Here is a 23781-nt window from a genome sequence, read left to right on the forward strand (position 1 = left end):
CTTATGGATCCCCTACCCCCTACACCCTACTCTATCTGAGTTCTGAGTTCTGAGTTCGTAAACCCCTAACCCCTAGTTCAAACCCAGGCTGGATCATAAATAGCATCTGAATATCCATTAATCTCAGTGGCATAAAATTCATCAATAAATTTTTCTCCTTCTTTCTGATACTGCTTGTAACGTTCTTGCCAAAAGCCACCATGTTTTTGTGATATATCTTGGCTTACTTCGTAAGCTTTTCCTCCATTCACAATTTTTTGTTTTATCTGTTCTCTAGAACGATATCTGTATTGTCTGAGAATGAGTCCATGATTTTTTCCAAGTGCTGTGACAGGTAACTTCTTTCCCTCAAACTTTACAAGATGATGTCCCTGATCTATCTCCATACCTAATTGCCAACGAACTATAACCTTACTGTAACCCTGACTGTGAAAAAGAGAAGTATCTTCCTTCTTTCTGTGAGTCATTCTTTTGAGAGGATTAGGTTCAGACGAATCGTAGAATGAGCGGGGCAAATAATTTCTGTGCTGGAGACCTAGACAAAAGTGTTTTTGCCCCAATTGACTGAGAATATTTCGTAGAGGTTTGTCCAATGAAGCAATAACTTCATCAGCGTCAAATGGAAATATCCATTCTGCTCCCCACATTCTGTGAGCAAACTCAGCAGCAGCAGACATTTTTCTAAACTTATGAAATAAAGGGTCTCTATCTTCAATTAGGTAAACCATTGCTTCTGGATAATCATCAGCAAAACGTCTAATTTCATCTGTCGTTTTATCTGAGGATAAATGATCTAGAACTACGAATTTTGTGATGCCTTGTCGATAATTTCCAGCTAAAGTGTAGTAGATAATATCTTCTTCATCTTTCACCATTGAAACACCAGCAATAACTGCACTTTCTTCCGATTTATGAAATATTTGCTTTTGATTTGTAAGTGATTGGTTCGGCTCTATATTTGTGATTTTTTGCAGTGTTTTTTGCCACCAATAAGTATGACGATTTTTGCTAACAGTTTTTGTGAATTGCCAATCTATTAACAAATCTTGAGCTTGTTTATACCTTTCTCTTTGTGCATCATCCAACATCAATATTCCACCTGGTTTTAAAAGTTTAATTGATGCCTCAAAGCATTTCATTCGATCACGACCATCTACAATAATTAAATCGAAAAATTCTTCAGGAAATTTTTCACATATTGTATGATATGGTCTTGCTGATAGCTTAATATCTACTGGATTACAATTTTTCTGTTTCTGAATCTGATTTTTTACCTGCTGAAACCACCTACCGTCATGCTCAATAGAAGTCAGATTTTTAGTTAATTTAGATAGCCAGATAGTAGAGCCTCCACTACCAAATTCCAACACTTTAGCATAAGGTTTTTGCTTCAAGAAATTTTCTAAAAATTTGATAGCTTCTTCTGTCAATAAAGGTGTAGATCTAATGTTTAGTGATTTAGTATTATTAGTCCGGATACAACCTATTGGCATTCGAGTTTCATCGGCTAATACTGCTTGTATTAGCCAGTTAAATTTGGGTCGTAATTTATTTACTTGGAAATCTATACTAAAACCAATTTCTTTTACTTGGGGTACTTCTGGATAACGTTTAGCTATATCAGGGTATAACTGATTAACAGATACTTTTTTCAGTATGCTACTTAATTCTACTATTTCTATAGCAACTACAGGACTGTTTTTTCCTAATGCCCATCCAGAAATATTAATGGTATTTCTATCGCTAGTTTTTTCCTGAATTTTTTCGATTTTATATCCCCAAAATAATTCATCATATATTGGGTGAGAGTCTGCATCATAATTTTCAACAACTATTGTTGATGTTGTTGATGATTGAACAAAAGAGTTAATTACATTCTCTTCAACTTCCTGAAAAGTGTGCCTTGATTTGGAAATTGATTTTGAATCTAGTTTTGACTTAATTTGCTCTAACTCAGACTGATAGTTATGTAATTTTTCTTTGACTTGAGACAGGGATATATGTTGTTTTTGTTCTTTGTTGCCATTCATTTCCCAATTAAATTTTCTACCTAAATATTCTTCTAATTTTTGATTATAAGGTTGAAAGTATTCAGCAAGAGTTGAGCGGATTTTTGGATCTATTGGCTGATAAGAAAGTTGATGATCTTTCTTTTTATTAGTTACTTGATAATTAGGCAAACCCAAAAATTCAAAAACTTCTCTTAGTGTGACATCTGGACGAGTATAAAAATCTTCACTTTTCAGAATTAAGAACTGTTCTCTGGGAAAAATACTCATCCATTTTTCTAATTGTTCAATGTAAATCCCTCTTTCTAAATAACTATAGTTTCTATGAAATAAACTTCTATAATTTTCATCAGATAATAGTTTCTCTTTTTCTATATTCAATCTTTCTGGTTCTTTTTCAATTGCTTGTCTGAAAGGTAAAGTTTCTCGTTTTTTACTAATTATTCGATTATGATGATAATGAGATACTGCTCTATCTACAGGATTTCTTAGAAGCACAATTAGTTTAACATCTGGTAATAAATTAAACATTCTCTGGGGAGTATGTGGGTCAACTAGATAATCTGACGTAGCTTCGCCAGTTATGAGATTTTTTCCATTAGGAATTGTGGGAAACTGAGATAAATACCAATCTACTCCTTCTACAGTTTTTCTGTTTCCCGGTTTAGAACGCCAGTTAAAAAAATGCAATTCTTTCATTGATGCTGGCAAAATTTGTGGATGCTCAATCATATAGTTATACAAGGAAGTTGTACCACACTTTTGAGCGCCTATGATGATAAAACTAGGTAAAGTCATCTTGATATTATGAAACCTCTCTATATTTTTAGATATGATCTTTAATTCAAAAATTTATATTTGATATACAGTGTCATAAAAAGTTGATAATATTTCTGGAATTGATGCTCAAAATTAGATCGAGTTTACTTTTTATTTAATTACTAAGGTGACTGACACTCTAATTGTTGCCTATTCCAAGGCAATAGAACTACATCCTAATAATCATTTATTATAAAAGACCCTCAAAATTAAATCTGAGCTAGGCCAAAATAATCAAATACAGCTACCTATAGTATCTTAAATTTGTCACCTAATGTTCTACCTAGTTAGTAATTTCAAATCAAGACAAGTATGATTAACTCGTTGCTAATAACTCCGAAAACTACAGCATATCAAAAGGCCATAGAAATTAAATCAACTTCTGCATTGTCTGATCATAATTTGGGAAAGTCCTAGTTAATCAAGGTAATTTGGAACAAGCGATCGCTTTTTATTCCCATTACCCACCCCACAAGTTTTATTGTATGTTGATGAAAAATTTCTCCTTATATAGCAATGTCAAATACCGCGTCGCCGTAGTGCTATACAATCGAATATTTCCAACAAGACAGCCAAGCTTTAGCACAGCAAAAAACAGGATAAGCAGATATGTGTTCGCAGTTAAATCCAGAAACAACAGCAGTAGAAAATTTACAACAGGCAGAAATCTATTTGGCCCAAGGAAAATTAGCTCTAGCCCAGGCAGCTTGTCAAAAAGCCTTAGTCGAATTACCAGACTTTGCCCCTGCATACAAAACACTAGGAAACATTAGTCTGGCTATGGGTCAAAAAGAAGAAGCTATGAGTTGGTACACAAAAGCTCTTGCTGCTCAACCTGATTGGGCAGAAGTCTATGCCAATATCGGCAGTCTATATGGGATGCAAAAGCAGTGGCAGCTAGCCATCGCCTCTTATCAAAAAGCTATCAGTCTCCAGCCAAACATTGCTGGATTTTACCGAAACTTGGCAAAAGTTTGGCAGGTGGTAGGTCAGCCACAGTTAGCTGCTGAGTGTTCTTATCAGGTATTAACTTTAGAGCCAGAGTCGGTGACAGCATCAGAATGTTTAAGTCTGGGTAAAGCTCTTTTTGACCATCAGAAGTTAACTGAAGCCATGGTTTGTTATGGCCGAGCAATTGAGTTAAATCCTAATTTATTTAGAGCTTATCATTTATTAGGAGATGCTTTGGCAAATCAGGGTAGTTTGGATGAAGCAATTAGTTATTATCAAAAAGCTGTAAAGCTCCAACCAAATACATGGATAGCTTACCAAAAACTAGGGAAAAGTTTACTAGAAAAAGGTAATTTTTCTGCAGCAATTATTGCTTTTGAGCAGGCGATAGAAATCAATCCTAATTCTCTATGGTCTTACCAAAAATTAGGTGTGACTTGGATGAAACTAAAGAATTGGGATGCAGTAATTAATGCTTACCGTAAGGCGATAGAATTTAATTCTCAAAATGGTTTTTTTTACAACAATTTGGGATTAGCTTTATCTGAAAAAAAGCAATGGTCAGAAGCAGTTTATGCCTCCTCAAGACTGTAGAAATAATGTGAATTTAGCATTAGGTAAAGATAGTTGGTCTCCCTTCAATAGTCAAAATACATATTGGTTTCCGGATGCTTATACAGAAATAGTTGTATTCTATGTTAATGAAAACTGCTATAATTAGGGCTTTTCTTTATATATAAAAGCATTTATATATAAAGAAAAGTGCCTTTATGGGGTCGAAAAAAGTGCATAGCTTTCAGTCTAAAACGCTCAAAAAATTAGTATTTTAGGTGCATAGTTGGGCCGAAAAATCATTATTACAATTCTTACTTCTACCTCCTCGCTCCCGAGCCATTTCTCCCCTCCTGGGAGGGGTTAGGGGTGGGTTGTCTCCAGTTATAGCTGTCTCCTGTCTCCTACAAAGAGCAAAAAGACTTTCCATACGCAAACCCTAATTATTCAGTAATAGGGAAGCTACGAAAATACGGAATTATCTTTTTTTTATCCCCTTAAAAAGAAAGGATATTGACCCTATTTTTTTGTCAAGAGTGATAATTTTAAAGCTTCTGAGTTAATATTAACTGCGATCAAAAATTTTACAACCAATTTGGTATTTCTATAAGATCAAAAAAATTCTATAGCAACGAACAAGTTGCTTAGGACTTATACTGATGATGAACCTCAAACAGGGAAATGTTTTTCCCCTGTTCCCTATTCCCTATTCCCTGTTCCCTGCTATACCTTGAATCAGAAATATAGTCTTTCAATTATGAGAAACATGAAATCTTTGTCCTCAATAAATTCAGGAACTGCAAGCCAATATTTCCAAGCAGGCAACCAAGCTTTAGCACAGAAAAAAATAGAGGAAGCGATCGCTCTCTACAAAAAGGCCATCGAACTTCAGCCTAGCTTGGCCTTGTATTACCAAAATCTAGGAGATGTTTTAGTTCAAATAGATAAATGGCAAGAAGCTGCTACAACCTACCAAAAAGCTATAGAACTCAAACCTACTTCCGCATTGTCTCATCATAATTTGGGGAAAGTTCTGGAAAAGCAAGGTCAGTTGGAGAAGGCGATCGCCTCTTATTCTCAGGCCATAGAAATTAATTCTAATTTTTCAGAGTTCTACATTAGTTTAGGAACAGCTTTAGTTGAGAAGGGGTTACTTTATGAGGCTATTTCCCATTTCCAAAAAGCTATATCTCTAGAACCAGACTCTAGTATTGCTCACCAAAACTTAGGAGTGGCTTTAGAAAAACAAGGTCAGATTGAGGAAGGGATAATCTGTTATCGAAAAGCTATTGAAATTGACCCTGGTTTCTGGGAAGGGTATCAAAAGTTAGGAACAGCTTTGACAAAATTAGGAGACCTCCATCAAGCTGCCGAAATTTATTTAAAGGCTTGCCAAATAATTCCTAATTTTGCTACAGTTTATCATTATTGTGGGGAAGTATTGGCAAAATTGCATCGGTGGGATGAGGCTATTGTTGTTTATCGCCGAGCTATTGATTTGTTGGGCAGCGACAAAGACACTACTCCTACAGCAGCTATTTATCATCAATTTGGATATGCTCTGACCCAAAAGCAAGAATGGGAAGAAGCTATTTCAGCATATCGTCAAGCAACGGAACTTCAAGCAAACTCCCCAGATGTTTATCACCATCTTGGTTATGCTCTGGCTCAACAGCAAAAATGGGATGAAGCGACAATAGCTTACCGCAAAGTTACAGAACTCCAACCTAACTCTCCAGAAGTTCATCATTACTTAGGGTATACTCTCTCTCAACAGCAAAAATGGGAGGAAGCTGTAGTAGCTTACCGCAAAGCCTCCGAACTTCAACCCAACTCTCCCGACGTTCATCATCAGTTAGGTCATGCTTTGATTCAACTAAAGCAAAATGATTGGGCAGTGGTAGTTCTCCGCCAAGCTGTGGAACTTAATCCTAATTTTGCTGAGGCTTACGGAGACTTGGGCAAAGCTCTGAGTAATATTAAACAGTGGGATGAGGCGATCGCTTCTTTCCAAAAGGCCATTAAGTTGAATCCGAATTTAGCTGAGGTATATGGTTATTTAGGGGAAGTTTATGCTTCACAGAAACAGTGGGATGAGGCTATTGTTAATTATCGTCGTGCTCTAGAATTTAACCCCAAATTGCCGGAAGTTCATCATAGTCTGGCTTTAGCTTTGGTGCAGCAACAAAAATTTGATGATGCTATTGCCAGTTATCGTCAAGCTATTGAACTAGGTATTAATACGGCGGAAGTTCATCATCAGTTAGGTCATACTTTGAGTAGGCTTAAACGGTGGGAGGAAGCGGTAGTCTATTATGGTCGGGCAGCAGAAATTAATCCAAATTCGGCAGCTGTTTATCATGTTTTGGGAGAAAGTTTAGTCCAACTAGAAAGATGGGATGAGGCGATCGCTGCTTATAGGAAAGCTAGTCAACTTAACCCTAAATCTGCTGATGTTATCTACCATATTGGGGAAGTTATGTCAAGATTGGGCAGATGGGATGAGGCGGTAGTTGCTTATGAGAAAGCTGTGGAATTAAGACCTAGTTCGGCAAAATTTCATTTTCAGTTAGGTGAGGCTAAGACGAAAAAAAATCCATTAAGTGAAGCGATTATTTGTTATCGTCGTGCTTTGGAAATAGACCCTCATTTTTCTAAGGCGAAGACAAAGTTGGAGGAAGTTTCTTCGGTACAAAATATTATCAAAACAGGGGAGTTTGGTAGTCTGAGTTTGTTAGGAGAAACTGAGTTTGAAGGTTGTCTTGATTATGCGACTATTGACTATGTTTCTGGTTGGGCGAGACATAAAAAAGACCCTGACAAAGTTGTATTTCTTGATATTTTTGTCGGTAATAATTTAATCGGAACTTTAGTAGCGAATAAGTATCGTCAAGATTTAGCGGAGGCTTTTGATACTCACGGATATCATGCTTTTGCTCAGAAAATTCCTCCTTCTTTACATAGTAATGGGTTAGTTGAAGTTAGTGTCAAGATAACAGAAACAGGTCAACAGTTGAAAAATTCTCCTAAACCATTAGTAGTCGGACCGAAGGGGAAAAAACATGAGGTTAATCTGAGTTTTGGTCAGGGAGAAATAAATAAACTTATCTATCATCTTCAAGAAGGAAGAAGCAAGAAGCAAGAAGCAAGAAGAAAGGAAGAAGGAGGAAGTTTTTTTGAAGGAAGAAGGAAGGAAGGAGAAGCTTTTTTGAAGGAAGAAGTCAAAAGTGAAGAAGAAGTTATAAGTCAAAAGTCAAAAGAGTCAAAAGTCAAAAGTGAAGAAGAAGTTATAAGTCAAAAGTCAAAAGAGTCAAAAGTCAAAAGTGAAGAGGAAGTCATAAGTCAGATACCTCTGGCAAAAGTTCGGGCGGAAAAACCAGCAGTAGCAGTAATTATTTTGAGTTTGAATGGAGCGAAACTATTAAGTGAATTATTTGCCTCTTTTGAACTTTATAACAGCTATGAAAATTTGGAATTAGTAGTAGTAGACCACGGTTCGACAGATAATAGTATTGATGTCTGTATGGAGTGGTCCGAAAAGTTACCAATTACAATTATTGCCAGGGGAGAAAATTTTTCTTTTTCCAATTCAAATAATGTGGGAGTAGATGAAACAAGAGCTAATTTACTGTTGTTTATGAATAATGATATTACCCTTTGCCAAGATATCATTCCTCAAATGGTTGAGTTAATTCAACAAGATGAAAATCTAGGAATGGTAGGAGTAAAATTATTAGATATTGTTAGTGACAAGTCTTTAGCTTTTCCACCTACTCAACATTTAGGGGTACAGATATATTTCCACAGTCAAAATGAACCGTTTTATCCTTTTGAAGTTCGTTATGCTCCCCAATTATTAAAAGTACAATCTGCTCCTTGGAAAGTACCTGTTGTAACTGGAGCATTAATGATGTGTCGGCGGGAAGATTTTCAGAAAGTGGGAGGTTTCAACGAAGATTATTTCTATGGTTATGAGGATGTAGATTTATGTTTGAGTATCGGGCAAAAATTAGGCAAAGAAATTATTAGTGCTAATCATTTAACTGCTTTTCATAATCGTGGTTTTTCTCGGTTCAATAAAGGTAAAGAATTTATCCAGAAAATCTTGAAAAATCGTCCGATAATAGAAGAAAGATTTGCTTATTATCTCCGTAGGAAACATTTACAAGATTATTTTGAAAAAGGAATTTATTGGACTGGTCATCCTTTAACTATTGGTTTTGCTGTAACTGAGGCAAATATGGCAGCTTCAGCAGGTGATTATTTTACAGCAGTAGAATTAGGAGAACAATTAGTTAAACAATTTGGGTGGGATGTTTATTATCTTTCTGAAGGGGAAGAATGGTATGACATGACTCGTTTAGATGTAATTGTAGTGATGCGCCATGATTATGATTTAGAAAGAATAGAAAATGCTAAACCAAGTTTAGTAAAAGTTGCTTGGGCGAGAAATTGGTTTGAAGTTTGGGCATCTCAAAAAACGGCAGGAGATTATGATTGTTTTTGGTGTTCTTCTCAAAAATCTGCCGATTATATTCAGCAAAAATTATCTAAGTCTACAACAGTAGTTAGGATAGCAACTAATGAGGAAAGATTTGATTGGGAAGGCAGAAGGCAGAAGGCAGAAGGCAGAAGGGAAGAAGTAAGAAGGGAAGAAGTAAGAAGGAAGAAGGAAGAAGGAAGAAGGGAAGAAGAAGTTAATTGTGAAGTTACAAGTCAGAAGTTAGAAGTCAGAAGTGAAGAAGAAGTCAGAAGTGAACTAGGTAATAAAATTCCAGAAACAGGTCAAAAAGAATTCAAAAGTCAAAAGTCAAAAGTCAAAATTGAAGAAGAAGTACATTCAGATTCAGAAGAGTCAGGAAAAATTAATTCTGAACCAGAAAAAAATTCGGAAGTAGGAGTTTCAGAAGAGTCAGGAAAAATTTCTTCTGAACTAGGCAATAAAATTCCCGAAGTAGACAAAAGTGAAGTAGGGAATCATTTAGAAGTAGGAGTCAGGAGTCAGTCCTCAGGAGTCAGGAGTGGAGAAGAAGTCAAAAGTCAAAAATCAAAAGTTAAAAGTGAAGAAGAAGTTAATTCTGAAGTTAGAAGTCAGAAGTTAGAAGTCAGAAGTGAAGTAGGTAATAAAATTTCAGAAGTAGACAAAAGTGAAGTAGAGAAAAATTCAGAAGTAGGAGTTTCCGAACAACAGGAAAAAGTCAATTCTGAACTAGAGAATAAATATAAATCTGACTATTGTTTCACAGGAAGCTTCTGGAAATATCCGCGAGATATTATGAGTTTTTTAGAACCAGATAATTTACCTTTTGAATTTGCTTTGTATGGATATAACTGGGAAAAATTTGAGAAGTTTAAAAAGTATAATCGCGGACTCTTGCCTTATACAGATATGCCTAAAGTTTATGCTTCGACAAAAATAGTAATTGATGATGCTAACTCAGTCACAAAACAATGGGGTTCTACAAATTCACGAGTATTTGATGCGATTATTTCTGGTGCTTTAGTTGTGACAAATGGAGAGTTAGGAAATCAAGAATCTTTCGACGGAATATTGCCTACTTATAATTCCCGCGAATCTCTGGAAAATTTATTACAGGAGTACCTAACAAATGAGGAGTTAAGATTAGCAAAAGTGGCAGAATTACAGAAAATCGTCGAGGAACAACACACTTACAAACATCGTGCCCAAACAGTATTTACTGCCTTACGCGAAAAAATGAGTAATAGTTTCCGCATCGGCATAAAAATTGGAGTTCCTGACTGGAAACAGGCGCAAGAATGGGGAGATTATCATTTTGCCTTAGCTATGAAACGGCAATTTGAAATATTAGGTCATTCCGTCAGAATTGATATTTTACCAGAGTGGGAAACTCCCAAAGCATTCGGAGATGATGTAGCAATTGTGATTCGTGGTTTGAGTCGTTATCAACCTAAGTCTTATCACATTAATTTGATGTGGAATATTAGTCATCCAGATAAAGTTGAGTTAGAGGAATATGAAGAATACGACCATATATTTGTGGCATCCTATTCCTATGCTGAAGAGTTGCAAAAACAGATAAAAGTTCCGGTACAAACTTTGCTCCAATGTACCGACCAAAATTTGTTTTATCCAGACAAAGAAGGTTATGAGGAAGTAGGAGAAATATTGTTTGTCGGTAACTCTCGCAAAGTTTATCGCCAGATAGTAAAAGATGCCGTCGAAGCAGATTTAAAAGTAGATGTTTATGGTACAAACTGGGAAAATTTATTGCCCAGTGGTTATTTAAAAGGAGAATATATTCCCAATGAAATTTTACGACGTTATTACAGTAAATGTGGCGTATTATTAAACGACCATTGGGATACCATGCAAGAAAAAGGATTTATTTCCAATCGTTTATTCGATGCTGCTGCTTGTGGAGCAACAATTATTTCTGACCAAATTGCAGGTTTAGAAAAAGTATTTGGAGATAAAATTTATACTTATAACTCTCAGGAAGATTTGCCAAAAGTAGTAGAAAATTGTTTGCAGCAAAAAAGTCAGAATGGAGGAGAAAAATTAGAGTTAGCAAAATATATTCGAGAGCATCATACTTTTGAGAAAAGAGTCAGAGAAATATTAGAAGCGATCGCCACTTTAAATCAGAAAAAAATGCAAAGTCCTAATTAATAGTTGTAGGGTAGGCAAATACCAACTTCTAAATATTAACAGTCAACTTTATGGAAATTTCCCAAATAAGAACCTAACCCAAGGGAGCAAGATGCTCCCACTGGTGAATAATTAGGGCTTGCTGATTAAATCTAAAAGTATTGACAGATAAAGACTTTAGCCTTTTTAGAGTCGAAAAAAGTGCGCCTGTTTCAGTCTAAAACACTCAAAAAGGAGCGTATTTTAGGCACATAGTTGGGCAAAACAATCTTGGGGCAATTCTTAACCTCCTCGCTCATTCCCATTTCTCCTGTCTCCTGTCTCCTACCCCTACTAAAAGACTTTTTCAGCAAACCCTAATTAAATATGCTTAAACTTCTGTTTTCTCCTCCAATAACTCCGATGCTTTAGCACCACGATTTATTAAACTCCATTTTGGCTCTACAGGGTCATACTTGCAATTGCACACAAATACTTTTTTGTCTGTGTCAGGGCTAACAAATTTTTCAACTCTTGTGACAACCCAATCTCCATCCCTTCCATGAGTAGTAAAACCATTTTCAGATTCTGATTTATAATTTCGTGTGCGATCGCGACAGCGAAACGTAGTTTTATCGCCTATTTGAGGAATAGTAGGTTTTTCCTGATAGGTCCAATTTTCCCAAAGAATGTTGGTCAAACTTTCCCTTGGCATAAGCATCCGGTCTTCCCAACCATAATCATTTCTATTTTCCGTTTTGTATACAATCCCAGTTTCAGTCGTCATATCTCGAATCCTCAAATGATGTTTGTTCCCCCTCAAAGACGCAATCGACTTTCAGGATTTCTTGTTCTTTATTAAAGAGAATATCTTTCAGCTTTCATCCATATTTCTGTTCTATTTTTTCACATTCTTCTGGGGTTGTAGCAGAGTGAATATTTTCAGGATTTTTGTCATTATTAGACATTAATGAAATCCCCAATAATCTACGGACTAATCATACCTATAAGCTCTAAATTAAGGAAATTTTGAATATCTAATACCTTGACTATGACACAAATCAATAAGTACAATAATTATATATTGTTGAAAAGTAAATTATACTATAAATTCCCGTAATAAAGTTTATTTATCATGCCAAAACCATGACAGCTATAACCATCAACTTTAATAATATCCTCAAACTTAACGACGACCAATTCTATCAATTATGTCGAGATAATCCCGAAATTAAATTTGAACGTAACATCAGAGGAGAAATAACAATAATGCCACCCACCGGAGGAGAAACTGGAGAATATAACGCTTCTCTTATTGCTGATTTTGTAATATGGAATCGTCAAACAAAATTAGGAGTCGAATACTACTCCTCCACCTGTTTCAAACTTCCCAATAATTCCAATCGTTCTCCCGATGTATCATGGATTAAATTAGAAAGATGGAATAAACTCACTCCCGAACAGAGAGAAAAATTTCCTCCTATAGCGCTAGACTTTGTATTAGAATTAATGTCACCACCTGACATTTTAAAGGATGTGCAAAAAAAGATGGAGGAATATATAGATGGAGGAGTAAAATTAGGTTGGCTAATTGATAGAAAAAATCGTCGCGTTGAAATTTATCGCCAAGGAAAAGAAGTAGAAATATTAGACTCTCCCACAAATTTGTCAGGGGAAGATATATTGCCTGGTTTGATCTTGAATATTTAGTTTTTGTCTAGAGTAGGCAAGACGGAAATAATTATACAAAATCATATAATGAGATTCCGATCCACCTTCATTAATGGATAATGGATAATTGATAATTGATAATTACAAGAAGGTTAAAACCGTTACGGAATTGAATATAAGGAAGTATTATTTCTTTATTTTCCCCTTAAAAGGGTCGGCTTTAAGCCAGAATTATTTAATTATTAATTATTAATTATTCGGTAACCCACCTCAAGAAACCGGGTTTATGGTTTAATTGTTGTGAGAAAATATTAATGCGGAATAAATCCAGTTTCTCGCTGAATTTAAAAGGAAATTAAACATGGGAATATTTTTGGTCAGGTCATCTTTGACACCCTTTGACAAAAATCAGCAGGAAAAATTAATTAGATCGGGCAAACAGACAATTCATATCCAGTCTCAGTCTGATAATTCCTACTTTTTGGCTAATCAAAAAATTGCCTTATTTCATTTTGCTACAGATAATTATTTCTACTCGACAAAAGACCAAATATATGTGAATCAATCAGAGAGTAAAATTATCTCAGTCACCATAATTCAAGGCTATTGTTGGTCATCCACAACAATAGGTAGTACAGGCAAAATATTAACAGCTTTTGATATTTACTTACTCCTATCAAAAAATAACTTTGATGCCGAGAAAGTTAGAGATTTATTGGCAGGAGAATATGCCATAATCCACGCTTCAGATGATGGTAATGTCATCGCCTTTAACGACAGATTAAGTATCGAACATATTTACTATTCAAAAAATAAAAATATCTCCTCAATAACCAACCGTATAGCATTATTACCTCACATTGATGACCAGTATGAATATAACTTAGAAGCTATGCTTGCCTTACCAGTAGTAGGGTATATGCTGGGAGAAGACACATACATAAAAGGAATTTCTAGACTCGCACAAGGAGCAGTAATTAAACTGCAAAATGGAGACCTAAAAGTTAATGAAAATAAAGATTGGATTTATCAAAATGCTCCTAGTAAAAGCGAGGTGAAAAATCCTGAAGTTTTTAACAGTATTGTCGAGCAAGGTATTAATGAATGTTTGGCTAATATTAAAGCTATATTTAGTAGTGCAGATAATATCCCACTGGCACTCACCGGAGGAAAAGATAGTCGATTAATTTTAGCCTTAGCTTTGCAAGCTGGTTTAAGAGATAAACTACGTTTATTTACCAATGGAATTGAAGAACATCCAGATGTAATTGTAGCCAAAAAATTAGCTAATCATTTAAAACTTCCTCACACTACAAATAAACCAGGTAGGTTTAGAGAACCCACCTTAGCAGCAGAAGAATTACTCAGAAGATTAGCAACTCATGTATTTCAAAATGATGGAATGTTTGGTGCGTGGGACCTCAAGCAAGGAAAACAATGTGTCAAAGGTTTAGTATTAGCTGGTTTTATTGGAGAAGTATTTAAAGGGTATCTGAAAAAGCCTTTTAATTATCCAACAATGCCTAATCCCGAACAGATGATTTCCGCTCATGGTCCTTTCGATCCTTTAGGAATATTAAAAGAGGATATTCGGAGAAAAATTTCCACAAAAGTTCTCAACAGAATGGAAAATTATTTAGGGTTAGGCTCAGAATTTAATGATATTCCAGACCTATACTATATAAAAGAACGTATTCCTAATTGGTTAGGAACAGCTAGAAGAAAAGATGCCGATAGTAATCAAGTAGTAATGCCAATTAATTCTACAGGTTTAATTAGATTAGCCTTTGCTCTTAATGCTCCTCAAAGACAACAAGAATTAATACATTTTGCGATGTTACGTCGCCTCGAACCAAGTTTACTAGAGATACCATTTGCTCAACAAACTTGGCACAGAGGTTTAACTGCTTATGGAGCTTCAAACTCAATATTTAAAGACCCAATTCCTGCTCCTAAAAATTTACCACAACATGGAAGTTGGCAACATACAATTAATAAAAATCCCAAATTTAGAGCAGCCATCTTTGAAATTTTAGCTGACTATACACAATCTCCTTTATGGGAATTAATAGACCGACAAAAAACACTAAATACAATAAAAACCGTGGGATTTAATATGCCACAAATGATTAGTGCTTTTGGTTTAATGACAATTTTCTTTAAAGTTCACAATATCAAGATTCCTCAAAAAGCTTTGTTTGCTAATAGTTCAGGATTTAAAACAGAAGATAGTGTGATTATTAAAGATGTTAAATCAGGAAAATTATTTAATTTTAATCAAGACAAAAAAAATCGGCTGACTGAAAAAATTGATAGTAATATAAAGCCAATAATAGTTGCTAGAAAAGCAATGGCATTGATACCAGGAGGAGAAAATACAGGAGAATTATCCTTTGAAGGATTTGTTGATTCTGAAAATAGTAATTTTATCCCTGGTTGGGTATGGTGTCTGGATTTTCCTTTCATGCAATTAACAGTTGAAGTTCTGGAAAATGGCAAGATTATTGATAGAATAGTTGCTGGCCAATTTCGAGGAGATTTAAAAAAAGCAGGTAAAGGAAATGGACATCATGCTTTCCGCTATGATACTAAAGGTAAGCCAGTTGAAAGTCTCAGATTTAGGGTAATGGATACTGCTTTTGAATTAAAGAAGTCAGGAGGAAGAAAGTAAGAGTTAGGCGATCGCTTTTAAGTCAAATTCAACCTAGATGTAGCTGTATTAATCAAAGTTTTGCTAATTATTTTTTTGTACTGAAGATGCTTAACCTAACTGATGATAATAACGGACAAGTAATGATGAGTGATACTAAAAATATAGCACAATCTGCTATAGAGGTTGACAAAAATGTTTACCAACGCCTAAAAATAACTGAAAACACAATCCATAATTTTTGTCAAAAGTGGCAAATTACAGAGTTATCAGTTTTTGGCTCGATTTTGACTGATAGATTTAATCAAAATAGCGATGTAGATATTTTAGTTAAATTCTCACCAGAAGCAAGAATTTCTTTATTTGATTTAGAGAATATGGAGTCGGAATTAAAAATAACATTAGGTAGGGATGTGGATATAGTTACCAAGAAAGCAATTCAATGTAGTCGAAATTGGATTCGTCGTCAAAATATTCTAGGTAGTGCCCAGGTTTTGTATGTCACGAGATGATGAGATAATTATAGACTTGGTTACTGCTTGTAATCTAATTTTAGATTTTACAAAAGGGATTGATAAAGAGAGTTTTATAGCAGATACTAAAACCCAATCTTCCGTCTTATATCAAATCATTATTTTAGGAGAAGCCGTTAATCGATTATCCACTACTTTTATTGATGCTCATCCACAAATTCCTGTCAGGCAAATCAAAGGTATGCGTAATCGAGTTACTCATGAATATAAGGAAGTTGATTGTGATATTATTTGGGATGCCATACACAAAGACGTGCCTCGTTTATTAGCAATATTAGAAAATCTTTAATTAAAATTAGGTATTAATACAAAAATACCTTGATCGAGAAAAAATCTATGAATCTATCAACCAAAAATAATATCTCTCGTAATAATCCAAATCATCCCAACGGCATTAAAAAAGTCCAGGTAGGTTGTGGTCCCCATAATATCATGGCCGACTGGTGGAATGTGGATATTCGTCCCTTTCCCGGTATTGACCAAGTTATGGACGTAACTAAACCTTGGCCTTTTAATAGCTTGGAATATGTATATGGGGAACATTTTCTCGAACATTTAAGTCTCGAAGGAGCGATCGCTTTCCTAAATAATGTTTGGAAAAGTCTTAAACCTGGTGGAGTAATTCGACTTTCTACTCCTTCCCTAGAGTGGGTACTTTCTACTCATTTTAATTTGTCGGAAACTAACCCACAAAAACGGATTGATTCTACATTTTCTATGAATCGTGCCTTTCATGGATGGGGTCATCAATTTATTTATTCAAAGGATTTTTTACAATCTTTACTTAATAATTTAGGATGGGAAAAAGTTGTATTTTGTGAATATGGAAAGAGCGAACATTCTAGTTTAATAGGTATTGAACGTCACGGCAAATATCGAGTCGATTATGGATATCCTAATGTTTGGATTGTGGAAGGTACACGGGGTGATGGTCGTTCAGAGTCTAGTGTTTTATCTTATCAAAAATTACTGGATAAGTCTTATGTGAGTTATGTTAGGTCTGGTCATTAGTTAGTGCTTTTATCAAATTTTTTTGAAATTACTTACTATCGTTTTTTATCTTAGTGATATGTCAAAATCCCAAGAATCAGCAGCTAGCATACAAAAAATCAGATTAGAATTGGAGGGTTATGCTCAGTCTCTACAGGACTATCGAAACTCTTTACAACAAATAGAGGCAAAATTAAAAGATTTATCACATTTTCCAATTCAGGAAACTCAAGCTCTAGAAACACCCAGAAATAAAAAATTAGTTCATTGTGTACTACTAACTTTTTATTTTAATGAAATATTAGAACGCTGTTTAGAGGGGTTATTACCAGAAAAAAACAGAATAGATGTTAGTGTAATAGAAAATAGTAGCATTAATTCTGATTCTATTAGAAAATTGGTGGATTCATATAGGGAGAAAGGTTTAGTTAAAAATCATTTTCTTTTTGAGGAAAATATTGGTACTAATGCTTTTGAAATTGCTTTTGATAGTAATTTACTCGATTTAGAGTATCAATTTATAACAGTCACAGATGGGGATTTAATACCAGATAAAGGTTGGTTGGATGAACAGATTACTATTCTCAATCAATGTCCAGAAGTTTTTTCTGTTAGCTCAGAGCTTTACTATCATAATGCTCCTCATCGACTGAGAGCAGAAATAATGAAGATAGGTATTAAGTCAGTAAATGAAATTTACAATGAAAGGTTAGCCGGATGGTGGTTGAAAACTTTTAGAGTAAAAGATTGGAAAGATTTTCTTGCTTTTAGGAAAAAACACAAAATTTTCTTTCACGATCGCTCTGCTTATGATTATGGAAAATTCTACAAAAATCAAAAATCAGTGCTTACCCTAAATTCAAAGTCATATCATTTAACCTGGGATTATGCTAATGCAGAATATCTTCAACTTAAAAAATCTTTGGGAGAAGTAAGTAAACATTCATGGTATCAGAATAAATATTCTGGATTTACATTGATGAAAGAGAACAGTGAGGAGTTGTACTTTCCATCTCCTCCAGAAGTAGCACATCAAAAACTATCTACTAAGTTAAAAAATACTATGTAATTATAGAGTTAAATACTAAGATTTTTCTAGAGATTTTTTGATATTTTGAAACTTAGACTTGATTTGTTCTAGTTTGTTTCGTGCTGATTTTGTTTGATTCACCGCATTAGGATTAGTTGATATTAATGGTGGTTCAGTTTTAACTTCAGGTTTAGTAATTTTTGGTAAAGGAGATAGTTTTTCTTCAGCAGTAAGACTATAACCAAATTCTTGTAAAGCTTCTTGGCAAACTTCAGTACATAAAGCTTGTAGAGAAGGTTCCAAATCATTTCGCCAGCGTCCAATTGATTCTTGAGGATTAGCAGAAGTGCGATGTCTTTTTAACTGCTTTGTATCTTCAGATGCTTTTTCCAATACTTTAGAAATAGTTGAACTACTATTATCTAAATGCAAATACTCAAAGATAGAACTTAAAGTTTGTTCCGGGGCTAAAATTAAATCTTCATAGCGTACCAGATGTGCTTGTTCTTTTCTTTCTCTCCATAATTGAAGTATATGAAAAGCGGCAGATTTAACTCCTCTTTGAATATATTCGCGATCGCTTTTAAAACGTTGACGGCCAAAATCAACATATCCCCTCTTGGCATTGAAAGCTGCCACTGAGCAAGCCATATCTCGAAAATCACGAACTAGAATAATTTCTCGTGCTTGAGGATAAATTTCAAGCAATAGTGTTCTATTTAATCTTAGAAGAAACTTTTCTACAAAGTAAAAGTTAGAATTATTATGCAAGAGTGGGGTCAATACTTTACCTTGCCCAATAGCTATATTTTCATAGAACCGATCTATATTTTGACGACAAAAATCAGCTAAATTTTCTATGTAATCAAGTCCTAGCCAAGAAGAATTTAAACAGCTATTAATGTTGTGATTATGATAGGGATTTGGCCCTGTGCGATAAAACTCATCATAAAAGTAAGTAGGAGAGAAGTCTACTGAGTTACTTGGCTGTGAAAGAACTGCCAACATTTGCATCCAATATTGAGATACTCGAATTTCATAGGGATGAATCTGACTTGTAACAATTGCTGGATGCTGTGAAAGTAACCGCATGATCCAAGTGCTTCCTGATCGCCCTGAAGATGTCATCAATAAAGGTTGCAACTTAGATTGATAGTTTGAGTGTAGTCGCTGACGACGATATTTAATAACTCCAATTGAGATAGTGCTTTGATTTTTAAGTACGGCTTGTATATTTAACTCACCCTCTAATGGCAGTCCAATTATTACCACTTCTATTTGAAAACCACAATCTTTAACTCCAGAGACTTGTGGATAGAGTTTGGCTACACCAGGACGATTTATACTGACAGTAGCTTTGCGTAGAAGTCTACCTTCACTAAGTAATTGAACTTCTACAGCTTTGGAGTGTTTACCTAGTATCCAACCTGAAACGTAAATTGTATAGGTATTAGTTTTGCTTCTTTTTTTAGGTTGGTCTATAGCAAAACCCCATAATGCTTCTGTATCAAGTTCAGCGCGATGGATATCTAAAATTTCAACTATAGCGTTTTCACTCATGTATTTTGATTAATAAATTAATAGGATTGCAGAAATTATATCCATGTTTTTGATTTTAACTATAGTGCAAAAAAAAAGTTATAGAGTTTCTCAGACTCATGAGGTATACCTTATCTTTTAGTCTTATTTTACACCGGAAAACAGAGCAAATTTACTTTACCTCACAAGTATGATAATTGCTATAATTAAATTTGCTACTTCTTAAATTTGCTAAATAATTGATATATTAATCCTTTACATTGATTTAGGTATTTAGAATGGATGAATAGTAAATTATATTGCATTAAACGTTCAAAATCTCTAGTAACAGGAATAAAATTCTTTAAAAGAAGTTCATTAATTATTTTATCTGCTAGTGCCGAACTATTCCAGTATTGAAGTTCTTCTACTTCTAGTAGAATTAATGAAGTTTGAGCTAGGCAATTTTTAGCACCTTCAATAACTTGTAATACTGCTCCCTCAACATCAATCCATAGTGCAAAATTTTGATTTTCATCTAATACGATATTATTATTTAAACAAAAATCATCAAGTTTAGTGCAATCTACTCTTGTCACTTGATATTGACAATCTGTTGTTTCTCTAGTCATTAATGAAGCAATTCCTATATTTTTAGGCAGTTTATTTCCATCAAGCTCGGTTGGAATATGAAAATCAGCCACTCCATTATAGTTAGTCACTGCCAAATATCTGTAATCGATAGATAGTTGCTGAAACTCTTTCCTATCTTTAAAAGTTTCATAATTGTTGATATTTGCTTCAAAGGCACAACACTTTGCTGTAGGAACTGCCTTCTTGAATGCAATACTCGCAGTACCATCACGAGAGCCAATATCAAAGAAATAATTAGGTTTTAAAAGTTTTGCAGTATCTAGAAAAAATTCTACAAGCATCTTATTTGATAAGACCCTGTTCTGTTTATTTAAAATATCAAAATGCACAGACAATTGACTTAATGAAGTATTGACTATTTGAGATACAATCCACCTTAATTGCTCTATTTCTGTTTTGAGACTAATGTTAGCTTGATGTATTTCTTGAATCTGTTTTTCATAGGTTTCCCTGAGATTACTGTAAGTATTAAATTGATTATTTTCCAGTTGATTCTTGAGGAAATCAGCTTTCTGATAAACTTTCTCTGCTTCCTGTATTTTACCTTTTCTTTTTAGAGCATCTCCTAACTTATCATAAGCCCAGTGAAAGTTAGGATTTAATTCAATAGAAGTCTGGTAAGCTTCAATAGCTTCATCTAATTTACCTTGACGTAAATATTCATTTCCTATTTTTATATAACTCATTTGATTTTAAGATTATCAAAGCTGACAAGATTAATTTTATTAACTATTATCTAGGGTATTTATTCTAAAATTTACCAAGGTCATTTCTAATTCTGGCAAATATATTTTCGTATGACTCTCTTTTGAATAATGTACTTTGTAGCCCTATAAAATCAGAATATTCCAACCTACTAATAGTTTCCAAGCTATTCCATTTTGGCTCAAAATCTGTTCTCGGGTGATTCCAGACTACTGTTTGTCCATGATCGGGAAAAGTAGCGAAGCTATACTGAGGAAAGAAATCATGAATGGCAGCAACTATTTTAAATACATCACCCATCCAACTGCCATCTTTTTCACCTGAAAATTTCTGAATTTGTCGGCAACACTGTAGTGATGCTTGTGCTTGAGCATAACTTCCCGGACAAGTATCATCAATTAACCAAATAGTTTTTGAATGTCCGTAAGCTAGAGTTGCACAAAAGTCTCGAAAAATTTGTGCAAAAGTATGCAGACCATCTAGGTAAATTAAATCGAATGGCTTAAACTTTTCGGCATAACTTCTGAAAAATTCATCGCTGGAAACTTCTAGAAAAACTACTTTTTCAGTAGCATATTTATTTTTATTTAATCTGAACTGTGGATCGACAGCAACTTTATTGATAACATTTACTGCATTAAAAGTTATACCTTTTGAGACTCCTATTTCTAGATATCTAGATGATTGATTAATACTAGCAAGCTTGTTGAGGCGATCGCTTCTACTTCTAGTTGGTATATTTTCATCAACTTGAGCAGTTAAATTGTCTTGAATTGTACCACGAATTTGTAAATATTTTTCTACAACAGCTTCACGATGAACAGGATACTGCTTTGGTAATAAATACACTGCATCTACATAGGTCATAAAATCATGCTTTTCTTCAGCCAAAAACTTATTTTCATCCCAGTCTTTCAGCAAGGCAAAATTATGTTTTCTCAGTGATTCAATAATTTGGTATGAATTTTTACTGATTGGGATATTTTTAATTCCTTTTCTTTCCCAATCGCCTAAAGGTAGAATATCATCAATATTTCCAGCAACAATATAATTGCGACACTTATTTTGTAGATGTGGATAGAAAGGCTGGTTACTTGTTTTTCTGGGGATACAGGCAATTTCAGCTTCTAAATAATTAATGAATTCTATGGAGTAGATAGCACTTCCTTCACTAAAAATAATTTTTTTCGCACTTATTATATAAGCAAGTTGTTGGAGCAGATCGTAATCTTCTGGCTTTAAAGAAATATAACCCTCATTAACCAATAAAGTCTCAAGATATTTATCCCCAGCCAAAGATCCACCAAAACTAAGATGATTTCTGCCTAAAAAAAGCTTCTGTGGCTTATCTTTTCTCAAGTGATGTGTCAATTCATAAATTCTATCCTGTAGCTTTTCTAAATAGGAGTGATACCATTTTTTTGCTCCTAATGTTAACTCGCTACCTGCTTCTGGAATAATCAGATTTTCAACAGTACAATCATTTGTCACCCAAATACATTTAGCTAGAGGTATTTCAAGAATCTCTAAAGCTTGAATAAACCATTGAGGTGGAGTATAGTTAATGGGATTGACCTTTGGTCGTAGTGATACAGCAAAAACAATGCCATCATGGATACTGGTATCGAATGCCCAAAGACGATGAATACTTTCAGTTAAGGCGTGTCCAAAGTGTGGATGAAAAGGACCTCCGTAAATATATGTGCCACTATAAGTTTTTGAACTATCAATCTGACGATCGCCACTGTTATAACTGCAAACATTTTGGTCCATGTATACTATTTGTTTGTCTAGGTTACCACTACGTCGATGACGGAATATTTCAGGCATCTCGTCAGGAAAAACAACACCTCCAACCCATTTACCTCCTTGAATCAAGATTGGTTTTACAATAGCGTTCTGTATTTTGAACAATCTATTCTCTTCATCTAACTGCTTTGATAATTGCTTAGTTTTCTCAACTTCCGGTTCTAACCCTGACTCTTTTTGCTGCAATTGTGATTGAGATGTTTCTAATATCTCCATCCTTTGTTCCAGTTTAGACTTATATTCTTCCAACACATCCATTGTCTCGCCTAACTGCGACTGCGATCGCTCCAGTAACTCCTCAGTCTCTCGCAACTGGACCTTAGTTTCCTCCAACTCTTTCTGTAACTCCGACTCTGATCCTGGCTGTTGTTGTTCCTGTTTCTCTCTCAACTGATCTTGCTGCAATTTTTGCTCCAATACTTCCATTGTCTCACTTAACTGCGACTGGTATCCCTCTAACAATTGCTCCGTTTCTCGCAACTGGGCCTTAGTTTCCTCTAACTCTTTCTGTAACTCCGACTCTGGCACCGACTGCTGTTTTTGTTCTTTCTCTCTTTGTTTAGAAAGTTGTGACTGAGACTTCTCCAACACTTCCATCGTCTCCTGCAACTGCAACTGATACTGCTCCAATAACTCCTCACTCTCCTGCAACTGAGACTTAGTTTCCTCCAACTCTTTCTGCAACTCCGACTCAGACACTGACTGCTTTTGTGCTAACTCTACCTTAACCTGCTCCAACTCTTCCTGCTTCTGCTGCAACTTCCCTTGTAACTCTTCCAACGTCGCCATCGTCTGTTCCATCTGAGACTGATACTCCTCCAAAACCCCCATTGTCTCACCTAACTGAGACTGCGACTGCTCTAATAACTCCTCAGTCTCCTGTAACTTGGACTTAGTCTCTTCTAACTCCTGCTTAACTTCCCCATCTGACTCCGACTGCTGTTGCTCCCCTTTTTCCTTAAGTTGATATAACTCAAAGTGGGTTTGCTCCAACTCTCCCAATACCTCATCTAACTGAGATTGCGATCGCTCCAATTCTTCTCTAACATCATGCAACTCTGATTTAGTTTTGTCCAACTCTTGCTGAGTTTGTTGCCACTTCGCTTTAGCTTCTTCTAGTTCTTTTTCTATGGTTGCTGCCATTAATCTATATTCCCCTTAATTTTTTCAAATATTCTCAAGGTCTTGATAAAATCAAAATCTAAAAATTAAATTATTTAACTATAACTAAGTAAGTGACTTTATCCTACCTCCATTTGTTCCAAATATTCCTAATTTTT

Annotated in this window: 14 protein-coding genes; 9 read left to right on the forward strand and 5 right to left on the reverse strand. The window is 34.8% G+C overall.

Annotated features, from left to right (window positions below):
- Positions 1-77 precede the first annotated feature (77 nt).
- Positions 78-2807, reverse strand: coding sequence for a sulfotransferase domain-containing protein (locus F6K15_RS12585; protein WP_293061244.1), 2730 nt, complete (start codon positions 2805-2807; stop codon positions 78-80).
- Positions 2808-3437: 630 nt separating this feature from the next.
- Between F6K15_RS12585 and F6K15_RS12590 the strand changes: the two genes are divergently transcribed.
- From F6K15_RS12590 to F6K15_RS12600, 3 genes are all read left to right on the forward strand, one after another.
- Positions 3438-4373, forward strand: coding sequence for a tetratricopeptide repeat protein (locus F6K15_RS12590; RefSeq protein WP_293061246.1), 936 nt, complete (start codon positions 3438-3440; stop codon positions 4371-4373).
- Complete coding sequence (locus tag F6K15_RS12595) at positions 4354-4500, forward strand: hypothetical protein (RefSeq protein WP_293061247.1); 147 nt, start codon at positions 4354-4356, stop codon at positions 4498-4500. Before F6K15_RS12590 ends, F6K15_RS12595 begins: the two co-directional genes overlap by 20 nt.
- A gap of 597 nt (positions 4501-5097) precedes the next feature.
- On the forward strand, positions 5098-10983 hold the full coding sequence (locus tag F6K15_RS12600) for a tetratricopeptide repeat protein (protein ID WP_293061249.1): 5886 nt from the start codon (positions 5098-5100) through the stop codon (positions 10981-10983).
- Between the two features lie 349 nt (positions 10984-11332).
- On the opposite strand, the gene F6K15_RS12605 is transcribed toward F6K15_RS12600, so the two are convergent.
- Positions 11333-11728: a hypothetical protein gene (locus F6K15_RS12605; RefSeq protein ID WP_293061251.1), complete on the reverse strand. Its 396-nt coding sequence runs from the start codon at positions 11726-11728 to the stop codon at positions 11333-11335.
- A gap of 359 nt (positions 11729-12087) precedes the next feature.
- Here F6K15_RS12605 and F6K15_RS12610 point away from each other — a divergent pair, with 359 nt between their 5' ends.
- From F6K15_RS12610 to F6K15_RS12635, 6 genes are all read left to right on the forward strand, one after another.
- Positions 12088-12651: a Uma2 family endonuclease gene (locus F6K15_RS12610; protein WP_293061253.1), complete on the forward strand. Its 564-nt coding sequence runs from the start codon at positions 12088-12090 to the stop codon at positions 12649-12651.
- A 322-nt stretch (positions 12652-12973) separates the two neighbouring features.
- Complete coding sequence (locus F6K15_RS12615; protein WP_293061255.1) at positions 12974-15283, forward strand: asparagine synthase-related protein; 2310 nt, start codon at positions 12974-12976, stop codon at positions 15281-15283.
- 86 nt (positions 15284-15369) lie between these two features.
- The gene (locus F6K15_RS12620) at positions 15370-15774 is read left to right on the forward strand and encodes a nucleotidyltransferase family protein (RefSeq protein WP_293061257.1); all 405 of its coding nucleotides are present in this window, start codon (positions 15370-15372) and stop codon (positions 15772-15774) included.
- Positions 15761-16084, forward strand: coding sequence for a DUF86 domain-containing protein (locus F6K15_RS12625; RefSeq protein ID WP_293061258.1), 324 nt, complete (start codon positions 15761-15763; stop codon positions 16082-16084). Before F6K15_RS12620 ends, F6K15_RS12625 begins: the two co-directional genes overlap by 14 nt.
- A gap of 47 nt (positions 16085-16131) precedes the next feature.
- A complete protein-coding gene (locus F6K15_RS12630) occupies positions 16132-16806 on the forward strand; it encodes a hypothetical protein (RefSeq protein ID WP_293061259.1) in 675 nt (224 codons plus the stop codon).
- Between the two features lie 58 nt (positions 16807-16864).
- Positions 16865-17854, forward strand: a complete 990-nt coding sequence (locus tag F6K15_RS12635; RefSeq protein WP_293061261.1) for a glycosyltransferase family A protein — start codon at positions 16865-16867, stop codon at positions 17852-17854.
- A gap of 15 nt (positions 17855-17869) precedes the next feature.
- Here F6K15_RS12635 and F6K15_RS12640 read toward each other — a convergent pair whose 3' ends face one another.
- The 3 genes from F6K15_RS12640 to F6K15_RS12650 all read right to left on the reverse strand — a co-directional run bounded on the left by F6K15_RS12640 (position 17870) and on the right by F6K15_RS12650 (position 23644).
- Positions 17870-19375: a sulfotransferase gene (locus F6K15_RS12640; protein WP_293061262.1), complete on the reverse strand. Its 1506-nt coding sequence runs from the start codon at positions 19373-19375 to the stop codon at positions 17870-17872.
- 194 nt (positions 19376-19569) lie between these two features.
- Entirely contained in the window at positions 19570-20673 is a 1104-nt protein-coding gene (locus F6K15_RS12645; RefSeq protein ID WP_293061264.1) for an FkbM family methyltransferase, read from the reverse strand.
- Between the two features lie 64 nt (positions 20674-20737).
- The gene (locus tag F6K15_RS12650) at positions 20738-23644 is read right to left on the reverse strand and encodes a class I SAM-dependent methyltransferase (RefSeq protein WP_293061266.1); all 2907 of its coding nucleotides are present in this window, start codon (positions 23642-23644) and stop codon (positions 20738-20740) included.
- Between the last annotated feature and the right edge of the window lie 137 nt (positions 23645-23781).

It is taken from the genome of Okeania sp. SIO2B3 (assembly GCF_010672525.1).
GTDB lineage: Bacteria > Cyanobacteriota > Cyanobacteriia > Cyanobacteriales > Microcoleaceae > Okeania.

What these genes read in the sequence shown, in the direction of transcription:
- F6K15_RS12640 (WP_293061262.1), bottom strand. Translation starts at nt 19,375, where the DNA reads ATGAGTGAAAACGCTATAGTTGAAATTTTAGATATCCATCGCGCTGAA.
- F6K15_RS12645 (WP_293061264.1), bottom strand. Translation starts at nt 20,673, where the DNA reads ATGAGTTATATAAAAATAGGAAATGAATATTTACGTCAAGGTAAATTA.
- F6K15_RS12600 (WP_293061249.1), top strand. Translation starts at nt 5,098, where the DNA reads ATGAAATCTTTGTCCTCAATAAATTCAGGAACTGCAAGCCAATATTTC.
- F6K15_RS12590 (WP_293061246.1), top strand. Translation starts at nt 3,438, where the DNA reads ATGTGTTCGCAGTTAAATCCAGAAACAACAGCAGTAGAAAATTTACAA.
- F6K15_RS12635 (WP_293061261.1), top strand. Translation starts at nt 16,865, where the DNA reads ATGTCAAAATCCCAAGAATCAGCAGCTAGCATACAAAAAATCAGATTA.
- F6K15_RS12625 (WP_293061258.1), top strand. Translation starts at nt 15,761, where the DNA reads ATGTCACGAGATGATGAGATAATTATAGACTTGGTTACTGCTTGTAAT.
- F6K15_RS12595 (WP_293061247.1), top strand. Translation starts at nt 4,354, where the DNA reads ATGCCTCCTCAAGACTGTAGAAATAATGTGAATTTAGCATTAGGTAAA.
- F6K15_RS12650 (WP_293061266.1), bottom strand. Translation starts at nt 23,644, where the DNA reads ATGGCAGCAACCATAGAAAAAGAACTAGAAGAAGCTAAAGCGAAGTGG.
- F6K15_RS12615 (WP_293061255.1), top strand. Translation starts at nt 12,974, where the DNA reads ATGGGAATATTTTTGGTCAGGTCATCTTTGACACCCTTTGACAAAAAT.
- F6K15_RS12610 (WP_293061253.1), top strand. Translation starts at nt 12,088, where the DNA reads ATGACAGCTATAACCATCAACTTTAATAATATCCTCAAACTTAACGAC.
- F6K15_RS12630 (WP_293061259.1), top strand. Translation starts at nt 16,132, where the DNA reads ATGAATCTATCAACCAAAAATAATATCTCTCGTAATAATCCAAATCAT.
- F6K15_RS12620 (WP_293061257.1), top strand. Translation starts at nt 15,370, where the DNA reads ATGCTTAACCTAACTGATGATAATAACGGACAAGTAATGATGAGTGAT.
- F6K15_RS12585 (WP_293061244.1), bottom strand. Translation starts at nt 2,807, where the DNA reads ATGACTTTACCTAGTTTTATCATCATAGGCGCTCAAAAGTGTGGTACA.
- F6K15_RS12605 (WP_293061251.1), bottom strand. Translation starts at nt 11,728, where the DNA reads ATGACGACTGAAACTGGGATTGTATACAAAACGGAAAATAGAAATGAT.